The 19,014-nt window shown below is 45.4% G+C and carries 16 protein-coding genes; 11 read left to right on the forward strand and 5 right to left on the reverse strand.

What is annotated here, in order from left to right:
* Nucleotides 1–27: 27 nt before the first annotated feature.
* The 3 genes from eno to mutS all read right to left on the reverse strand — a co-directional run bounded on the left by eno (nt 28) and on the right by mutS (nt 5,789).
* Nucleotides 28–1,320 (reverse strand): phosphopyruvate hydratase, encoded by a 1,293-nt coding sequence (gene eno / locus V7R55_RS03180; RefSeq protein ID WP_269918844.1) that lies wholly within the window; start codon nt 1,318–1,320, stop codon nt 28–30.
* Between the two features lie 59 nt (nt 1,321–1,379).
* Nucleotides 1,380–3,011 (reverse strand): CTP synthase, encoded by a 1,632-nt coding sequence (locus V7R55_RS03185; protein WP_334057285.1) that lies wholly within the window; start codon nt 3,009–3,011, stop codon nt 1,380–1,382.
* Nucleotides 3,012–3,167: 156 nt separating this feature from the next.
* A complete protein-coding gene (gene mutS / locus V7R55_RS03190; RefSeq protein ID WP_334057958.1) occupies nt 3,168–5,789 on the reverse strand; it encodes a DNA mismatch repair protein MutS in 2,622 nt (873 codons plus the stop codon).
* 143 nt (nt 5,790–5,932) lie between these two features.
* Between mutS and V7R55_RS03195 the strand changes: the two genes are divergently transcribed.
* The 4 genes from V7R55_RS03195 (at nt 5,933) to V7R55_RS03210 (ending at nt 10,095) form a co-directional block, all read left to right on the forward strand.
* The gene (locus V7R55_RS03195; RefSeq protein ID WP_334057287.1) at nt 5,933–6,472 is read left to right on the forward strand and encodes a CinA family protein; all 540 of its coding nucleotides are present in this window, start codon (nt 5,933–5,935) and stop codon (nt 6,470–6,472) included.
* A gap of 269 nt (nt 6,473–6,741) precedes the next feature.
* On the forward strand, nt 6,742–7,788 hold the full coding sequence (gene recA, locus V7R55_RS03200) for a recombinase RecA (RefSeq protein ID WP_179982559.1): 1,047 nt from the start codon (nt 6,742–6,744) through the stop codon (nt 7,786–7,788).
* A gap of 305 nt (nt 7,789–8,093) precedes the next feature.
* Nucleotides 8,094–8,915: an ATP-binding cassette domain-containing protein gene (locus V7R55_RS03205; RefSeq protein WP_334057292.1), complete on the forward strand. Its 822-nt coding sequence runs from the start codon at nt 8,094–8,096 to the stop codon at nt 8,913–8,915.
* A complete protein-coding gene (locus V7R55_RS03210; protein ID WP_334057293.1) occupies nt 8,899–10,095 on the forward strand; it encodes an ABC transporter permease in 1,197 nt (398 codons plus the stop codon). The genes V7R55_RS03205 and V7R55_RS03210 overlap by 17 nt, the downstream gene beginning before the upstream one ends.
* 154 nt (nt 10,096–10,249) lie before the next feature.
* Here V7R55_RS03210 and V7R55_RS03215 read toward each other — a convergent pair whose 3' ends face one another.
* Both V7R55_RS03215 and V7R55_RS03220 read right to left on the reverse strand, forming a co-directional pair.
* Nucleotides 10,250–10,567, reverse strand: a complete 318-nt coding sequence (locus V7R55_RS03215; protein WP_025254245.1) for an EscU/YscU/HrcU family type III secretion system export apparatus switch protein — start codon at nt 10,565–10,567, stop codon at nt 10,250–10,252.
* A gap of 11 nt (nt 10,568–10,578) precedes the next feature.
* Nucleotides 10,579–13,134 carry a flagellar hook-length control protein FliK gene (locus tag V7R55_RS03220; protein ID WP_334057298.1) on the reverse strand — a complete coding sequence of 852 codons (2,556 nt, stop codon included), beginning with the start codon at nt 13,132–13,134 and terminating at the stop codon, nt 10,579–10,581.
* Nucleotides 13,135–13,391: 257 nt separating this feature from the next.
* Here V7R55_RS03220 and ccmA point away from each other — a divergent pair, with 257 nt between their 5' ends.
* The 7 genes from ccmA (at nt 13,392) to V7R55_RS03255 (ending at nt 18,964) form a co-directional block, all read left to right on the forward strand.
* Entirely contained in the window at nt 13,392–14,015 is a 624-nt protein-coding gene (gene ccmA / locus V7R55_RS03225) for a cytochrome c biogenesis heme-transporting ATPase CcmA (protein ID WP_334057299.1), read from the forward strand.
* Nucleotides 14,015–14,680: a heme exporter protein CcmB gene (gene ccmB / locus V7R55_RS03230; RefSeq protein WP_334057300.1), complete on the forward strand. Its 666-nt coding sequence runs from the start codon at nt 14,015–14,017 to the stop codon at nt 14,678–14,680. Before ccmA ends, ccmB begins: the two co-directional genes overlap by 1 nt.
* Nucleotides 14,680–15,468, forward strand: a complete 789-nt coding sequence (locus V7R55_RS03235) for a heme ABC transporter permease (protein WP_334057302.1) — start codon at nt 14,680–14,682, stop codon at nt 15,466–15,468. The genes ccmB and V7R55_RS03235 overlap by 1 nt, the downstream gene beginning before the upstream one ends.
* A 1-nt stretch (nt 15,469) precedes the next feature.
* A complete protein-coding gene (gene ccmD / locus V7R55_RS03240; protein ID WP_334057303.1) occupies nt 15,470–15,679 on the forward strand; it encodes a heme exporter protein CcmD in 210 nt (69 codons plus the stop codon).
* Between the two features lie 73 nt (nt 15,680–15,752).
* Nucleotides 15,753–16,247: a cytochrome c maturation protein CcmE gene (gene ccmE / locus V7R55_RS03245; protein WP_334057305.1), complete on the forward strand. Its 495-nt coding sequence runs from the start codon at nt 15,753–15,755 to the stop codon at nt 16,245–16,247.
* 3 nt (nt 16,248–16,250) lie between these two features.
* Nucleotides 16,251–18,308 carry a heme lyase CcmF/NrfE family subunit gene (locus V7R55_RS03250; RefSeq protein ID WP_334057307.1) on the forward strand — a complete coding sequence of 686 codons (2,058 nt, stop codon included), beginning with the start codon at nt 16,251–16,253 and terminating at the stop codon, nt 18,306–18,308.
* Nucleotides 18,308–18,964, forward strand: coding sequence for a redoxin family protein (locus V7R55_RS03255; protein ID WP_334057308.1), 657 nt, complete (start codon nt 18,308–18,310; stop codon nt 18,962–18,964). The genes V7R55_RS03250 and V7R55_RS03255 overlap by 1 nt, the downstream gene beginning before the upstream one ends.
* Nucleotides 18,965–19,014: the final 50 nt, after the last annotated feature.

The raw sequence follows: 19,014 nt of genomic DNA on the forward strand, positions 1-19,014 counted from the left end.
GCTAGCTAAACCGCATTTGGCTTAAGCTTATTGACCTTTGATTTCGCTACGGCCCTTGTAAGTTGCTGCGTCACCAAGTGCTTCTTCAATACGAAGTAATTGGTTGTACTTAGCAACACGGTCAGAACGACATAGTGAACCAGTCTTGATTTGGCCCGCTGCTGTACCTACTGCAAGGTCAGCAATGGTCGCATCTTCAGTTTCGCCAGAACGGTGAGAGATAACCGCTGTAAAGCCCGCGTCTTTCGCCATTTTAATAGCGTTAAGAGTTTCAGTTAGTGAACCAATTTGGTTGAACTTGATAAGGATTGAGTTACCAATACCGTTATCAATACCGCGCTTAAGAATTTTAGTGTTAGTTACAAATAAGTCGTCACCAACTAGCTGTACTTTGTCACCAATCTTTTTAGTTAGGCTTGCCCAGCCGTCCCAGTCGCTTTCGTCCAGGCCATCTTCAATTGATACAATTGGGTACTGTGAAGAAAGGTCTGCAAGATAGTCGCCAAACGCTTCTGAATCGAAGCTCTTGTCTTCGCCAGATAGTACATATTTGCCTTCTTTGTAGAATTCAGACGCCGCACAGTCTAGTGCAAGGGTGATGTCTTCATTCATTTTGTAGCCAGCGTTTTCAACGGCTTCAACGATAACAGCAAGCGCTTCAGCGTTTGAGCTAAGGTTAGGTGCAAAACCACCTTCGTCACCAACAGCCGTGTTAAGACCTTTAGCAGAAAGTACTTTCTTAAGTGCGTGGAAGATTTCAGCACCCATACGTAGTGCTTCTTTGAAGCTCTTCGCACCAACTGGCTGTACCATGAACTCTTGAATGTCTACGTTGTTGTCAGCGTGCTCACCACCATTGATGATATTCATCATAGGTACAGGCATTGAGTACTGACCAGCAGTACCATTTAGGTCAGCGATGTGCTCGTAAAGCGCTACGCCTTTTTCTGCCGCTGCCGCTTTAGCTACAGCAAGAGAAACGGCAAGAATAGCGTTTGCGCCAAGAGTTTCTTTGTTTTCTGTGCCATCAAGGTCAATCATGATGCCGTCGATATCAGCTTGTGCTAGTGCATCTTTGCCGATAAGCGCTGGCGCGATGGTATCGTTAACTGCTGCAACTGCCTTTGTTACACCTTTACCTAGGTAACGAGACTTGTCGCCGTCGCGTAGTTCTAATGCTTCGCGGCTACCAGTAGAGGCACCAGATGGTGCTGCAGCTCGGCCCATTACGCCTGATTCTAAATATACGTCTGCTTCTACAGTAGGGTTACCGCGTGAATCTAAGATTTCGCGTCCGATAATGCGACTAATTTTCGCCATGTTTTTTCCTCAACAATTGAATGGGGCGCAACGGGAGAGAGCGCCCCTTTTATTAGAAATTAGTGATTTTCTTTCTGGTATTTGCCAGCCGCAGCTACAAAACCAGTAAATAGTGGGTGTCCATCCCGAGGAGTTGATGTGAACTCAGGGTGGAATTGGCCCGCAATAAACCATGGATGATCAGGGATTTCCACCACTTCTACAAGTCGCTTGTCAGTGGACAAACCACTTACCTTTAATCCCGCCGCTTCGATTTGGTCGCGCAGGTTGTTATTCACTTCGTAACGGTGACGATGACGCTCGTAAATCTCAGCATTACCATACATCTCGTGAACTTTTGTCCCTTCAATAAGGTGGCATAGCTGACTACCTAAGCGCATAGTACCGCCCAAATCAGACGTTTCGGTTCGTACTTCAGTGGTACCCGCAGCATCTAACCACTCGGTAATAAGACCTACAACAGGATAAGGTGTGTCTGGATTAAATTCAGTACTGTTCGCGTTTTCCATACCTGCCACATTACGTGCGTATTCGATAAGCGCGACTTGCATACCTAAACAAATGCCAAGGTAAGGTACTTTGTTTTCTCTTGCATAACGGGCTGCTGCGACTTTACCTTCAATACCGCGTTCACCAAAGCCGCCCGGTACTAAGATAGCGTCTAGCTGCTCTAGAATTTGGGTACCTTTGCTTTCCACGTCTTGTGAGTCAATGTGGTGGATGTTCACAGTCAGACGGTTTTTAAGGCCTGCATGCTTAAGCGCTTCATTAACAGACTTATAAGCGTCAGGTAATTCAACATACTTGCCTACCATGCCAATGTTAACTTCTGCAGTAGGGTTTGACTCTGCGTAAAGTACTTGTTCCCACTCAGATAAGTCGGCTTCTTCACACTCAAGACCGAAGCGGTCTACAACTAGCTGATCCATGCCTTGTGCTTTAAGTGCAGCAGGAATACGGTAAATGCTGTCTACGTCTTTCAAAGAAATAACGGCTTTGTCAGCAACGTTTGTGAATAAGGCGATTTTTGAGCGCTCACTAGCCGGCAATGCACCTACTGAACGACAAACTAGGATATCTGGCTGAATACCAATAGAGCGCAGCTCTTTTACCGAGTGCTGAGTTGGCTTAGTTTTTACTTCGCCTGACGCTGGCATATAAGGTACTAGCGTTAGGTGCATGAACATAGCGCGTTCACGGCCTACTTCGGTACCTAGCTGACGAATAGCTTCCAAGAAAGGTTGTGATTCGATGTCACCTACGGTTCCGCCCACTTCAACGATAGCCACATCGTGACCTTCAGCACCTTCAATTACGCGGCGCTTAATTTCATTGGTGATATGAGGGATAACCTGAATAGTTGCACCAAGGTAATCACCGCGACGCTCGCGCTTTAACACTTCTTCATATACACGGCCGGTAGTGAAGTTGTTGCGCTTTGTCATGCGGGTGCGAATAAAACGCTCGTAGTGACCAAGGTCGAGGTCGGTCTCAGCGCCGTCATCGGTAACAAATACTTCACCATGCTGGATAGGGCTCATAGTGCCCGGGTCGACATTGATGTAAGGGTCGAGTTTTAACATGGTTACGGTGAGACCGCGAGCTTCCAGAATTGCGGCCAGCGATGCTGCAGCAATACCTTTACCTAGCGATGAAACTACACCACCGGTGACGAAAATATAATTTGTCATGCGAAACCTAGAACGTTTGGGTTGTATGGTAAATATAGGCTGAGTTTAGAACAAAACCAGCTACACTTTGGACGGGGCGATAGTATACGCAAATTCATGTGGGCAGACAATCAATTTGCCCACATGATGCGCAATTTAAACGCGCTTAAGCTTGCTTTAAGATTGGCTCAGGCGCTTAAGTGTGTAGATAAGGTCTAGCGCTTGGCGCGGTGATAACTCATCGGGGGATAAGTTTTCAAGGGCTTCTACAACCGGGTGTGGCTTATCAGGGAACAGCATTTCAGCTTGGCCTTTGGTATTTGATGTAGCTTTACCTGATGCGCTTGTTTTATTTGCACCTTTTACCGAGCTCTTCGCTACAAAAGCCTCATCGTTGGCTTTCTCTGATCCATTTTCCGTGCTGGTCATAAGGTGTGATGATTCCAACACCGCAAGCTTCTGTTGCGCCGCTTTTATTACCGCCTTAGGTACGCCTGCAAGTTGGGCAACTTGTAAACCAAAGCTTTTGCTCGCCGCGCCTTCAGATACGGTATGCATGAAGCGTATAGTATCTTCAAACTCCATCGCGTCTAAGTGCACATTCACTACGCCACGTTGCGTTTCCGGAAGTTCAGTTAGTTCAAAGTAATGCGTGGCAAAAAGCGTATAAGCATTCAGCTGCTTTGCTAAATAACTTGCGCATGCCCATGCCAGTGACAATCCGTCATAGGTACTGGTACCTCGGCCAATTTCATCCATTAATACCAAAGAATTTTCTGTGGCATTGTTGAGAATATTCGCCGTTTCCGTCATCTCAACCATAAAGGTAGAGCGACCTGAGGCTAAGTCATCTGATGCGCCAATACGGGTAAAGATGCGATCGACTTTTCCTATGTGTGCATTTTCTGCAGGTACGAAACTGCCAATACAGGCTAATAATGCAATGAGCGCGGTTTGGCGCATATAGGTCGATTTACCGCCCATGTTCGGGCCAGTAATAATCAGCATGCGGCGCTCTTTGTCTAGCTGTAGCGGGTTAGCAATGAAGGGGTCTTTCATTACATTCTCAACCACAGGGTGGCGACCGGCATCATAAGTAAGCGCACAATCTTGACTCAAATGAGGTCGATACCAATCAAGGGAGACTGCGCGTTCGGCAAAACAGCACAGCACGTCTAATTTGGCTAGCGCCGCGGCGGTTTCAATTAAGTTGTTTAAGTACGGAGCAAATTTGTCGAACAGAGCTTCATAAAGCTGCTTCTCAAGAGCAAGGGCAGCGCCTTGACTACTTAATACTTTATCTTCGTGCTCTTTAAGTTCTGGCGTTATATAACGTTCAGTATTTTTAAGGGTTTGTCTTCGAATGTATTCAGCGGGCGCCAATGCACTGTTCGCCCGGCTAATTTCAATAAAGAACCCGTGAACTTTGTTATAGCCCACTTTTAGCGTAGAAATGCCGGTTCGCTCGCGCTCACGTTGTTCCATAGCGTCTAAGTAGTCGGTAGCTCCTTGAGATAGCTTGCGCAATTCATCAAGTTCGGCGTTGTACCCCTCGGCAATTACGCCGCCATCCCGTATTACCACTGGTGGGTTATCGATAATGGCATCGTTTAACAGAGCTTGAAGTTCAGGGTAAGTGCCAATGGTTTCGCTAATACTTCGGATTTGCCCTGTGTCGAACCGAGCTAGAGCATCTTGTAAGTCAGGCAGTGCATTAAACGCATTTTTTAGGCGAGCAAAGTCACGAGGACGCGCCGAGCGAAGGGCTAAGCGCGCCATAATACGTTCTATATCACCAATGTGCTTTAACGCGGTGCGAATATCTTCAGGGTCATCGTTAATGAAAGTTTCAACAGCATCTAAGCGGCTGTGCAGTTCATGTTGATCAGTCAAAGGCGAGTGAATAACGCGCTGTAGCATACGACTACCCATGGCCGTAGTGGTAGTATCCATCACGCTGAACAGCGTATTTTCCTGCCCGCCTGACAAATTATGGGTAAGTTCTAGGTTCCTGCGGGTGGCAGCATCAAGCTGTACGCGGCTGTCTTGCTGCTCGGTCTGAATGCGGCGAATGTGAGGCAGAGCAGTGCGCTGGGTATCCTTTACATATTGTAAAACGCAGCCCGCTGCGCCTAATCCTTTAGTGACGCCTTTTATTCCAAAGCCATCTAATGTTTTGGTTTCAAACTGTGCGTTTAATTGTTCTGTGGCGGTATCAATGTCGAATTCCCACTCAGGGCGGCGTCTAAGCCCTTTGCGGTTTTCAACCAATGCTAAGCTTTCAAATCCTTCAGGATAGAGGAGTTCAGCAGGGTTAATGCGCTGAATTTCAGCAAGCAGGTTTTCATCGCTGTCGCATTCAAACACAACAAAACGACCGCTTGTAACGTCTAGAGTTGCCAGACCATAGTGCATACTGTGACCGCAAACGGCGGCTAGAATATTGTCGCGGCGTTCTTCTAACAGCGCTTCGTCAGTGACTGTACCAGGCGTAACAATGCGTTGTACTGCGCGTTCAACAGGGCCTTTACTGGTAGCTGGGTCGCCTACCTGTTCACAAATGGCTACTGACTCGCCCATTTTCACTAAGCGTGACAGATAACTTTCTACCGCATGATAGGGCACACCCGCCATAGGGATAGGCTCGCCGCCAGATTTCCCTCTTGCTGTTAGCGATATATCCAGTAACTCGGCAGCTTTTTTGGCATCGTCGTAAAACAACTCGTAAAAGTCGCCCATGCGATAAAACAATAAAATATTCGGATGCTGCGCCTTAATAGTTAGGTACTGGCGCATCATGGGAGTATGTGATTCCAAAAAATGCCTCTGCGAATTTGTTGCTGGGTTTAATGCCTGTTAAAGGGAATAAATGATAAACTCACGCCCACTAAGATCAAGCGAAGATCTGATAAAGCACAACAGGTGTAATTAGGTATATCTAAATGAGCACAACATTTTCAACTGATTCAATGGTAAACGCCAGCCCTTTAAAGCTTGATAGCGCATTATCTGCGCAAGTTCAGGTGTTGGGAGATGCACTTAGAGCAAAAGGTTGGAGTGTATCTAGTGCAGAATCCTGTACGGGTGGGGGAATCGCTTTTGCTTTCACCAGTGTGTCGGGAAGCTCTGACTGGTTTAATCAATCTTGGGTGACCTACTCAAATGATGCAAAGCAAAGCATATTAGGCGTTACCGAGCAGACGCTTAAAGAATATGGCGCAGTGTCGAAGCAAACGGTAAAAGAAATGGCAGAAGGCGTGCGACGCAATAGCGGTGCACAGCTAGTTGTAACCGTAAGCGGCATCGCTGGGCCTGGCGGTGGCAGCGAAGAAAAGCCAGTAGGCACAGTGTGGTTTGGCTTTTTATGCGATCAGAAAGAAGAACAAGTTAAAAAAGTGTTTAGTGGTGATAGAGACGAAGTGCGAGAGCATGCTATTACCTTTGCCATAACGCACTTAGTTAGAATGTTGAGCGAAATTTAAAAACACTGGTTGAAACTGTATGCTTGTACAGTATAGAATGTGATCATTATTTGGTACGTTTACTTTTTAGTTAGTAAAACCGTTAACAATAGTGTGTAACAAATAATTGAAAGCACGGGCAATTGATTAATGTGTAGCCAGTTAACGAACAATTAGTTGATTAAGATGAAGCAGGTACAGCGTTTTAAAACATAACAGCTGCCTTCGTCATTAAGAATGTAAATTAGTACCAAGAAAGAATTTAACCGCAAATCCTAGAGGATACATACGTGGACGATAACAAATCAAAAGCTTTAACCGCCGCAGTTGGCCAAATTGAAAAGCAGTTTGGTAAAGGCGCTATTATGCGCTTGGGCGACAACCAAGCCATGGATATTGAAGCGATTTCTACTGGCTCACTAACCATTGATATCGCTCTAGGTATAGGTGGCTTGCCTTGTGGGCGTGTAGTAGAAATTTACGGTCCTGAATCGTCGGGTAAAACAACGCTAACGCTTCAAGTTATTGCTGAAGCGCAGAAGAAGGGTAAAACCTGTGCGTTCGTAGATGCTGAGCACGCTCTAGACCCAGTTTACGCTGAAAAACTTGGCGTAAACATCGACGAATTATTGGTATCTCAGCCTGATACTGGTGAGCAAGCGTTAGAAATTTGCGACATGTTAGTACGTTCAGGTGCGGTAGATGTTGTTATCGTTGACTCGGTAGCAGCGCTTACACCTAAAGCTGAAATTGAAGGCGACATGGGTGATTCTCACGTTGGTCTTCAGGCCCGTCTAATGTCACAAGCGTTGCGTAAGCTTACTGCTAACATTAAACGCTCTAATACGCTGTGTATCTTCATTAACCAGATTCGTATGAAGATTGGTGTAATGTTCGGTAACCCAGAAACCACTACTGGTGGTAACGCGCTTAAGTTCTACTCTTCTGTTCGTCTAGACATCCGCCGTATCGGCGCAGTGAAAGAAGGCGACGAGGTAGTAGGTAACGAAACTCGCGTTAAGGTAGTGAAGAACAAAGTTGCACCTCCGTTTAAGCAAGCTGAATTTATGATCCGCTACGGCGAAGGTATCAGCAAAGAAGCTGAACTTATCGACCTTGGTGTTAAGCAAAAGCTAGTTGATAAAGCGGGTGCTTGGTACAGCTACAAGGGTGACCGCATTGGTCAAGGTAAAGCAAACGTAATGAAGTACCTTAAGGAACACCCTGAAACGGCTAATGAGATCGAAACAAAGATCCGTCAAGAGTTATTGCTCTCTAAAACCATGCAGGCTGAAGAAGCCTTGCCACAGGGCGAAGACGACGTACTTCCTGAATAAGATAAGTTTTACTAGTATCTTAAAAACCCACCGAGAGGTGGGTTTTTTTATGCCTTTGCTACGCAGAGTATATTAAGAAATATTTACTAACACTTAATATCCGGTTGAAACTTGTACAAAAAATAAAAACAGGGAATGCTGTAATAAAGTACGATAAGCGAAGACTATAAAGAAAGGTTGGCTTGTGGTGTATTTCCAAGGTTCAACGTTTCAGAATATAAATAAGGAAAGTTTGCGGCTAGAGCAAACAATGCTTTAAACAACAATTAATATTGAGAACAGCTTTCATCAAGAGGGAAAAGGGAATGATTGAAATATCAGGTCTCGCTAAACGCTTTACGGTGGAAAACCCGAAAAAGCTTAGCGAGCAAGAGAAGAAGGACCCGCGATTAAAAGGGCGCTATTTCCAATCGGTAAGGGATGTGTCGTTTACTTGCGAAAAAGGTCAGGTTCTGGGACTGTTAGGACCTAACGGCGCAGGTAAAACCACTACATTGCGTATGCTTTCAACGGCGCTCAAACCCGACAGCGGTAAAGTGCTCATAGGTGGCCAGGACGTACTTTTCAACCCAAACATAGCGCGAAAAAAGATTGGTTTTCTTTCCAGTTCAACAGGTCTATACGGCCGTTTAAGTGGGCGTGAAAATATTAGCTACTTCGGTGAGCTACACGGCATTTCAAAAGATGTGATTAATGCACGTATTGAAGAGTTAGCTGATTTACTCGATATGCAAACCTTCCTTGATAGAAGAGCGGAGAATTTTTCATCAGGCATGAAGCAAAAAGTATCGATTGCCCGTGCAGTTATTCACGAGCCAGAGTTAGTGGTTCTCGATGAGCCTACAACTGGCCTTGATATTATGGCAACGAGTACCGTGATGGAATTCATTCAGCGCCTTAAAGATAAAGGTACCCCGGTAATTTTCTCTACCCACCACCTCGACGAAGTACAAGCTCTTTGTGACAAAGTAACGGTCATTAATCAAGGAGAAACAGTATTTAACGATTCGCTTGCCGCCTTTAGTGCGCTTTCTGGTAATGGCGTAGAGGCTGGGCAAATGCATAAAAGCTTCCTAAAAACACTATCAATGGATTCTGAGGAGATGGGCAATGTGGTTAATCTTTAAAAAGGAGTTCAAAGAGCTATTAAGGGATAAGAAAACCATCATATTTATGATTGGTTTACCACTTTTATTATTTCCCGCCATCTTTGGTGTCGCATTCTTTTTTATGAGTTCGGCGGCGGACAAAGCAGAAAACGCGGTGTTAAAATACGCGATTGTTGGCGAAACCTATGCCCCAGAAATTGTGCAGTCTTTTAACGACGCCTCTGATAAGTTCGAGCCAGTTATGATTGGCGATGAGACTGACTATTCCAAACTCATTAAAAACGAAACGTTAGACTTTGTGTTGGTTATACCAGAGAGTTTTGATAGTGATGTATTAAGTTCAGGGCAACATAAGATTGAGCTTTATTTAAACGATGCAGGCCTTAACAAAGTTATGGGGCGTGTTTCCGATATCATTGATGAATATACCGATGCATTTCAACAAAGCGCGTTTGCACAGCTTAATCTAAATGAAACTCAGCAAGAGGCTTTACTAAAGCCAATCAAAATAGAAAAGCAAAATGTGGCGGATGATCGCGAAGTGTGGGGTGAGCGTTTAGGCGGTATGCTGCCATATTTCATCTTTATTTTGTGTTTGCAGGGGGCGATGGCGCCAGCAGCAGATTTAGGGGCAGGTGAAAAAGAACGTGGTACCTTAGAAACCCTGCTTATTTCGCCAATGGATCGTCACAAGTTGGTATTGGGTAAGTTCTTTACGGTAGCTACCGCAGGTATTGTTACCGCGCTAATAACGGTGTCTTCCATGGCCATATGGGGGCTAGTGTTATCCCAAGGCATGGCCGTTGAATTCGTCGTTGAGATCATGTCAATGATAGGTCTTGTAGATTTCCTACTGATTTTCTTGATGTTAGTACCAGTGGTCGCAGTGTTTGCGGCGGTATTATTGTCGCTGTCTATTTATGCCCGCTCTTTTAAAGAAGCGCAAAGCTATATGGGATCACTAATTATGGTGGTTATCTTCCCTGTAATCATTGCGATGATGCCGGGGGTAGAGCTTAAAGGTGGCTGGGTTTGGGTACCGCTGACTAACGTTGCCCTTGCTATGAAAGAACTGTTCAAAGGTACCATGGACTATTTTGCACTCTTTGGCATATTTACGTCTACCGCAGTCATTGCGACAGGTCTTATTTTCTTTTGTATCCACTGGTTTAATAAAGAAAAAGTACTGTTTAGGTAGCCTGAAAAGTATTGAGTGAATAGCAAAAGAGCTCGCTTAAAGCGGGCTCTTTTTTGTAGAGTTGCTGTGCACAGAAACGAACTTGTCATTAACTAGTGACTCATGAAAAAGAGTAGGGCAGTTTGACTATATAAATGGTTGTTTTTTTTGAAACTTACACTTCAAAATCTACCCGTTTGATAATTCCTTCCCACCCAGGGGGAATTTTTCCCTGCAAAACATATGAGTAAGCAAGAAGTTCAGCGATAACGTAATAAAGTGACTCGGGTATGTCTTGCCCTACATCTAATGTGGTGAGAACTTCACTTAAGTAAGGGTCTTCATGAATAAGAATTCCAGTTTCTTCAGCCATGGCGATTATTGCCTCAGCTAAGTCTCCATATCCCTTAGATACTACCTTCGGCGCATTTTTCTTGTCGCCGCCATCGTATTTTAGGCCAATAGCACGTTTTGTCTTTTGAGAATCAGTCATACTCCTTCTACCTAAACCCTAGTTTCAAATATCTGATGAGGGCGTGTGTTTAACGTTTCAGGAATATGGCCTCGCTGGTAACTTGTGTTTTCAACCGCAAGTCCGAGAGAGGAAAGGCGTTTATGCAGGTAGGGTAGCGTGTCGCCAATACGCCTAAGCACTTCATCGTTCGAAGCATATAAGTCTAAAGTAATCGTGTCTTTATCAATCTTTGACTTCGCCAATACTTGCCCGCTATCTCCAATGTCTAACTTCATAGTGATATTCCAAAGCGAGCGCTGGCCTGTTTGTGTGTGTTTATGTTTCTGCGCACCTGGGTCACGCTTTATCAAGAGCTCGGGCGGACTGTGATGTTGTGAAAGCGACGGTAAAACGTAATAGAAACTATCTTGTCCTTGAATACGGGAATCGACACTCGCTACTTTGCTTTGCTGATGACTGCTTAGTAAGGTTTTCAGTTGTGAAAGCAACTGCTGGCGCCCGTCTAGCTGGTTCATGTCTTGGATAACGCGACTTGGTTGAGTGCTCACTCCCATATTCGATAACGTTTTTGAGACGATAGAGTCGGGTGCATCTATTTGAGTTTTTAAGCTAGGCTGTCTTTGCATGGCTCGGCCTGCTAGCGCCAGCTGAACTAACGCAACCATGCCTTGTACGAAGCTTGACGAGCTTACAGGCGATGTTAAATTAATCGGAGTAGTCACCAAGGCTTGTGTTGAGATAAGCTGTTGCAAGCGTTGAGATAAACCTTGTTCGTTCATGTCTAGCGCAAGTTTTTTAGGTCCGCTATTGACATCGTTGGTAGCATTTTGGCTATCTTTAACAAAGCTTTCGTTTGATTTATCGCCAGCAAGAGGCTTATCGGTATCTGAAATAATAGTAGGGGCTTCTGCGCCCTTACTTTGTATAGCCGTTAACTGTTGAGCAATACTACTCAGTAAACTATTTGATAACCCTTTTGCTTGTGTGCTTAGGGACTGAGCTAATGAGGCAAGTGATACCTGTGATACAAAGTTTGATTTACTTCCACTATCCTTTCCTTGTATCCCCACCGTTTCTTCAGACCCATTGGTCTTCGACTGCTTTAACGCATTTGCCGACGCCATTAATTGCTCAATAGTAGGCTTGGGAGGCCCGATAAAGTCACCATTAATCGCTCTGGCTTGCGAAGGTTTGGCGTTAAGCGCATCAAGGCCTTTTAGCTGCTGCAATATCTTATCAATATGCTGTGCTTCAGGCGCTTTGGTCGCACCGGCATCTTGCGATAACTTTCCATTCTCAACGATAGAAACAAGCTGGCTTAACGCTTTGTTTGTATTGCCCGTCTGGCTTAGTAAGACTCGAGAAAGGGCGGTGATCGCCCTGTGCACATCCGAGCCTTTAAGCGATGTGGGAGCTTCTCTATCAATGTTAGCAATAGTAGATGTGATACTTCCAACACCTCTATCTGAACCGGCCTCGACCCCTTTTGCGGATACTGTAGGAAGTTGTGACAGATTGAGTTTGTTTACCTGTTCTGCCTTTAAAGAAGGAATAGAAATGGAAGGCGCGCTGCCCTGAGGTAAGTTTATTTGTACCACCGGACTTTGTTGCACTGTACGAATTGAAAGTTTGCTATCAATCAAGGTTAACGCAGATACAGCTTTTAGTGCGTCGGGTTTGGTGCCCGAACCTTCTATAACAGCATTAAGATTTGTAGGGTTATTGGAACTGTGCTCAATGGCGACGCCACCTTGTCTAATCGAACTTGCAATGACCTGCTGTTGTAAATTTGCACTTACATTTTTATGTGTAATGGTAGCGAGATTACCGGCGTTAACTCTTGGGTCATTGCCTGCTTTTGAGGCCTCCTGAGAAATCTGAAGTGTGATACCACCATTACTCGCTCGACTTAAGCTCAAGACAACTTGCTGTCCAAGCAGCTTTTGAAGTGCGTTTTTAGCAGCACTATCAAGCTTTGCAGTATTTATGTCGTTAAGCGGCAGGACGTCGCTTTTTGATGTGTTAATTAAAAGCTGCCCGAAGCTCTCGCTTTTTGTTGAAATAGCGAGTTCACCTTTAAGGGTCACGGCAGCATTATTTGCAGCCAGCGCCTTTGCCACCGCGTTGAACAAATCTGCTTTATCAGATGGCGTCAATACGGCGCTCTGCTGCGACAAACTTGTAAAAAGCAACACAGCACGCGAAGCACCGGATTGGTCAGATAGGGTACTTTGAGGCACAAGAGCAAGCTGAGCATTGCTAATTGTTTGCTTTGCCAGTTTTGCATCTATTTCGGCGGGTAAAACAATATTAAGTGCTTGTGAAGCTGCACTACTTGATGAATTGCTATTTACCGCGGCGCTTATCGCTAATACCCGTTCGGGCAAGCGTTCAACGATTACTTTTGCCGCATTATCTAACGCGGCCGCCTGAGACAATGTGGCAGTAGTAATAGCGGGAGACGTACTTCCTTTTTGCCCTTGAGCCACAGCGTTTACACTTCCTGCTTGTGATAAGGATGCTGAAGCCGAGCCAGAAGATGGATTCGAAGCGGCTGCCAATAGTGATGATAATGATGTTGTCATGATTGTAATATCGGCACGGTGGCGCTTTTCCTTACTAGTTAAAGTATAGCAAAGCTATTAAGGGCTGTTTCCAATTTGCGCATGCCACCAACAGGAAAGAGAGAAACTTTCAATAAAGGTAAGATAGCCTGAGTGAAAATGCCTTTGTCGTTGAAGTAAATCATATTTAATTGGAATTCGCGACTGCGAAAAAGCGTTCATGTGGTAGACTAGCGCCATTTTTTATAACCTCTTCTAAACGTTGGAGTAGCTAAGCAGTGTTAGAGGCGCGCGGGTTAACTTGCAGCAAACGAGACAGGACCCTTTTTGAGGGGCTTTCACTTGCCGTTAGTGCTGGTGAATTGCTGTATCTGCGTGGACCTAATGGCGCAGGGAAGACCAGCTTGCTACGCATTCTCACAGGGCTTAGCTCACCTGATTTAGGTACCGTTTTTTATAAAGGAATAGACGTATCTAAGGATAAGTCAGGCTATTACCATGATCTCTTCTATCTAGGCCACAAAAGCGGCACTAATGGTAGCCTTTCGGCTTTAGATAACCTGTCGTTCTGGTTGGCCCAGCACAAGGTGTCGGTGCCAGTTGATACATTATATGACGTATTAGAAAAAGTGGGGTTAGTTGGACTTGAAGACGTGCCTGTAAGGTATTTATCTGCAGGTCAGCAACGTCGTGTGGCGCTATCAAGACTGTGGCTAAAGCCATCAAAGGTATGGATATTGGATGAACCCTTTACAGCGCTCGATGTAAAAGGGATTCATATGCTTGAAACGAGTATGAAAGAGCACGTTAGCGGCGGCGGTCTTATTGTCACTACTTCACACCAACCTTTGTCAAAAACGGCGGGTGAACACCGTGTATTCGATTTGGAGTACCGCTTCTAATGTCACTTTATCGAGGAATTTTCAAACGCGACATACAGATTGCGTTTAAGCAAAAAGCAGAGTTGGTGCAGCCACTCATGTTTTTAACCATGGTAGTGACTTTGTTTCCATTAGGCGTTAGTCCGTCTCCCGATACCCTTCAGCGCATTGGGCCAGGGGTAATTTGGATTGCCGCCATACTGTCCTCTCTCATGGCGATGGAAAGGCTGTTTCGCGATGACTTTCAAGACGGTTCGTTAGAGCAATACATGCTTTCTGGTATGGCGTTGCCAGCGGTAAGTGCGGTGAAAGTGACAGTACATTGGTTGGTTAGTTTCGTGCCCTTATTTTTGCTTTCTCCTTTGTTAGCGATGTTTTTGAATTTGACAGTGGATATGTATATCGCGCTTGTTTTAACGTTGCTGCTGGGTACGCCGCTACTTTCTCTAATTGGTGCTATTGCGGTAGGACTTACCGTTGGATTGCAAAAAGGCGGGGTACTTTTAGCATTGTTACTTATCCCTGTCTTTATTCCTTTACTGATATTTGCCACGTCGGCTGTGGATTCTGCCGCACTGCAATTACCTTATCACGCGCAACTTGCTATTATTGCCGCCATGCTTTTATTGGCTGCGGCATTGGCACCGTTTGCCATCGCGTATTCTTTAAAAGTGAGTCAAAACTAATGTGGAAGTGGTTACACCCCTACGCAAAAACAGAGCGTGCTTACCAGCTTTGTTTAACTTTACAGCCTTGGTTTTGGGTTGGTGCTTTAGTGTGTTTGAGTATAGGCACTGTATGGGGGCTGGCCTTTGCGCCTCAAGATTATCAGCAAGGTGATTCATTCAGAATTATCTACATTCATGTACCTAGCGCTATTTTGTCTATGGGCACTTATGTTGCCATGGCGATTGCGGCCTTGGTGGGCATGGTTTGGCAGTGGCGCACCGCTTACATGAGCATGATTGCCATGGCGCCGATCGGCGCAGTAATGACTTTTATCGCTTTGTTCACTGGGGCGGCATGGGGCAAGCCAATGTGGGGAGCTTGGTGGGTGTGGGATGCACGCCTGACGTCCGAGCTTATTCTGCTTTTCTTGTACATGGGGGTTATAGCCCTGTACGGTGCATTTGAAGACAAACAGCAGGCGGGTAAAGCCGCAGGCGTAATGGCCCTTGTTGGTGTTGTAAATATCCCCATTATTCACTACTCAGTAGAGTGGTGGAACACGTTACATCAAGGTGCAACTATCAGTAAATTTGACAACCCTTCAATTGCACCTGAAATGTTGTGGCCGCTGTTAATCAATTTACTGGGTTTTGCTTTCTTTATTGGTGCTGTAACCACAGTGCGTCTACGCAACGAAATTGTATTACGAGAAATGCACAGGCCTTGGGTACAAGCGCTTGCAATGAAAGCAATGTCAAAGCAGCAAAGCGATACGGCTAGTACATTTGGAAAAGAGGGCAATTAAGATGCAGTTTGAGTCCTTTGCCGATTTTTTAGCTATGGGTGGCTATGCGTTTTACGTATGGCTGTCGTTTGGCGTTACTTTTGTGGCAATGGCTATTGTCGCCGTACAAAGTTTTATTAAACATCGCGGCCTTTTAAAGCAGGTGGTGGTGGAAAAAGAACGCAAAGCGCGCATTAAAAAAGCGCGACAGCAACAGCAAGACAACACCTAGTGTTGGTGTAAAAGTGAACTTAGCATTTATTTGCGTTTTTATCGTTTATTAGTTTTTTCGAAGTGAGAGTTGCATGAACCCGAGACGAAAGCAGCGACTGACCGTAGTAGGAATTATCGGTTTTTTAGTAGTAAGTGCAATTGGATTGATGCTTTACGCTCTAAATGACAGTATTGACCTTTTCTATACGCCCAGCGAAATAATTGACGGCAAAAATGGACAAAAGCCACAGGTTGGCCAGCGTCTTCGTATAGGAGGTATGGTGGTGCCTGGCAGTGTGAAACGTGACCAAGAAAGTTTGGCGGTGAGCTTCGACTTAATCGATACCGGCCCAACGGTTACCGTAACTTATACTGGCATCTTGCCTGATTTGTTCCGCGAAGGGCAGGGCATTGTGGCAACAGGGGTACTTACTGGCGAGAAGAATATCAAAGCGCAGGAAGTACTCGCTAAACACGATGAAGAATACATGCCACCTGAGCTGGCAGAGAAAATGAAAGGCATTAAACACGTTAAACCTGACAACATGCCTTCCTACGAGTCGACTACCGGCACTGGAGGCAAATAATTTATGGTGCCTGAGATTGGAAATATAGCGCTAACGCTAGCGCTGGTATTGTCTATTTTGTTGGCGGTTTATCCCCTGTGGGGAGCGCATCGTCAGCATGAAACGTTAATGGCTACTGCCAAGCCGTTAGCCATTGGCTTGTTTACGTTCACACTTATTGCCTATGTGTGCTTGACCTATGCGTTCGTTACCGATGATTTCAGCGTGGCTTACGTTGCGCAGCATTCAAATAGCCGGCTTCCTATCTATTATAAAATTACCGCCGTATGGGGCGGTCATGAAGGCTCTTTCCTACTGTGGGTATTGATGCTTTCAATCTGGACAGTGGCTGTAGCGATATTTAGCAAGGGTATTCCTCTTGCTATGGTCGCAAGGGTACTATCGGTGTTGGGCATGGTGGGCATTGGTTTTTACTTGTTTATGCTGCTTACCTCTAACCCTTTTAACAGCATGCTGCCCTTTTTCCCGGTTGACGGGCGTGACCTTAATCCGCTGCTGCAAGATTTTGGTATGATCATTCACCCGCCTATGCTTTATATGGGCTATGTAGGCTTTTCTGTCGCTTTCGCGTTTGCTATCTCGGCGCTTATCTCTGGTCAATTAGATTCAACCTGGGCGCGTTGGTCAAGGCCCTGGGTTATTTCCGCATGGGCGTTTCTCACCGTGGGCATTGCGTTAGGCAGCTGGTGGGCTTATTACGAACTTGGCTGGGGCGGCTGGTGGTTCTGGGACCCAGTAGAGAATGCCTCATTCATGCCTTGGCTAGTTGGAACGGCCCTAATGCACTCGCTGGCAGTGACCGAAAAGCGAAAGGCGTTTAAGTCATGGACAGTGCTACTTGCAATTGCTGCATTTAGTTTAAGTTTATTAGGGACCTTCTTAGTACGTTCCGGGGTCATCGTTTCGGTGCACTCTTTTGCAAGCGATCCTACTCGAGGCTTGTTCATCTTAGGCATATTGATTGTACTTAGCGGTTTTGGATTGCTACTTTATGCCATGCGTGCGGCTTCGCTTAAAAGCCCTGGACGCTACCAAGCCTTTTCTCGAGAAGTGCTGTTGATGGGCAACAATGTCTTTTTGTGTGCTGCAACATTAGTTGTTCTTCTCGGTACGCTACTGCCTCTTGTTCACAAAGAGTTAGGCTTAGGCAGTATTTCCGTAGGCGCACCCTTCTTTAATCAAATGTTCACCTTATTGATTGTGCCCTTTGTCTTGATGTTAGGGCTTGGTCCGCTAACGCGTTGGAAGCAGCAAAAAGCCAGCGAACTGCAAAAACAACTGTTGGTTGCAGGTGGAATTGCGCTAAGCGCAGGTGTACTAGTGAACTTTGCCTACGACGAACCAACTTACATGGGTGTACTGGGAATGGTGTTGGTTTTTTGGATCCTCGTCACCACAGTGCAAGAAGTCATGCAGCGTTTATCTGCTATGCCTTCAAGTAGCTCTGATAATGCATCGGTACTATCTAAACTTCGCAAACTTACGCCAAGCCACTGGGGCATGGTGTTGGGTCATGTGGGCTTTGCTATCTGCATTATCGGTATTACCCTGGTTTCAAACTACGAAATGGAGCGGGATGTGCGCATGGACATTGGCGATACCGTTTCTCTAGGTGGTTATGATTTTAATTTTAAAGACGTACGTAAAGTACAAGGCCCGAACTTTGAAGCGGACAAGGGCGTATTCGACGTTTATAAAAACGGCGAATTAATAGCGCATTTAGAGCCTGAGAAACGTTTGTATATAGTTCAGCGCATGCCAATGACAGAAGCGGCTATCCATTCAAACCTAGCACGAGACTTATTTATTGCTATGGGTGAACCGTTAGACAACGGTGCTTGGGCTATTCGTATTTACATTAAACCGTTTGTTATCTGGCTATGGGCGGGTGCGGTAGTAATGGCGATAGGCGGCATTTTCTCCATTAGCGACAAGCGTTATCGTATGGCTAAGGTGAAAAAGATAAAGCGAGTATTTAGTGGCAATAATGACGCGAACTCATCGACAGGCAATGGGCAAGCACCTGTTGTTTCTGATACTTCGGTGAAAGGAGACGCATAATGAAAAAAGCTCCACTTGTAGCCATTCCATTGGTGCTGTTTTCTTTGCTTGTTATTTTCTTATTCAAAGGGCTTTTTTCTGACCCTAGAGAATTAGACTCTCAGGTTCAAGATAAAACATTACCTGCATTCTCACTGCCAGATCTTATGCAGCCAGATGTAACCTATACCCCAGAAGATTTAAAAGGAAAGGTGACTATCTTGAATGTATGGGGTGTATGGTGTGTGACTTGCGCTGTCGAAATGCCGTATCTTACTCGGCTTAAGAATGAGCAAAATGTTCACATTGTGGGATTGTATTTCGACCAAGATTTAGACCCAGACTTTGGGACAAAGACACTTAGTCGCGTGCAGCAAGAAGTCACCGACATGCTCAGCCGCTACGGCAACCCCTACGCGTACAATATCTTCGATGTTTATCGCGATACCTCCCTTGACCTTGGTGTTACTGGTGCACCAGAGCACTTTGTGATTGATGCTGAAGGCATTATTCGCATGCACCACATAGGCGATATTAATGAGCGCGTGTGGAATTCAAAAGTTGGGCCGCTTTACAATAAGCTTGTTGCAGAAGCGTCTGGCAAAGTAAGTGAAGATAGGAAAGTGGACGTTGATGCTGTAATGAGTGATGCCCAAAGTGTTCAAGGAGGCGAGTGAGGATGTTAGCTAGCAATGCTACCCATATACCTTGTGAAGCCTATAAGGTT

The sequence above is a fragment of the Alteromonas sp. S005 genome (genome assembly GCF_036864475.1).
In the GTDB taxonomy this organism is placed as follows: Bacteria; Pseudomonadota; Gammaproteobacteria; order Enterobacterales; family Alteromonadaceae; genus Alteromonas.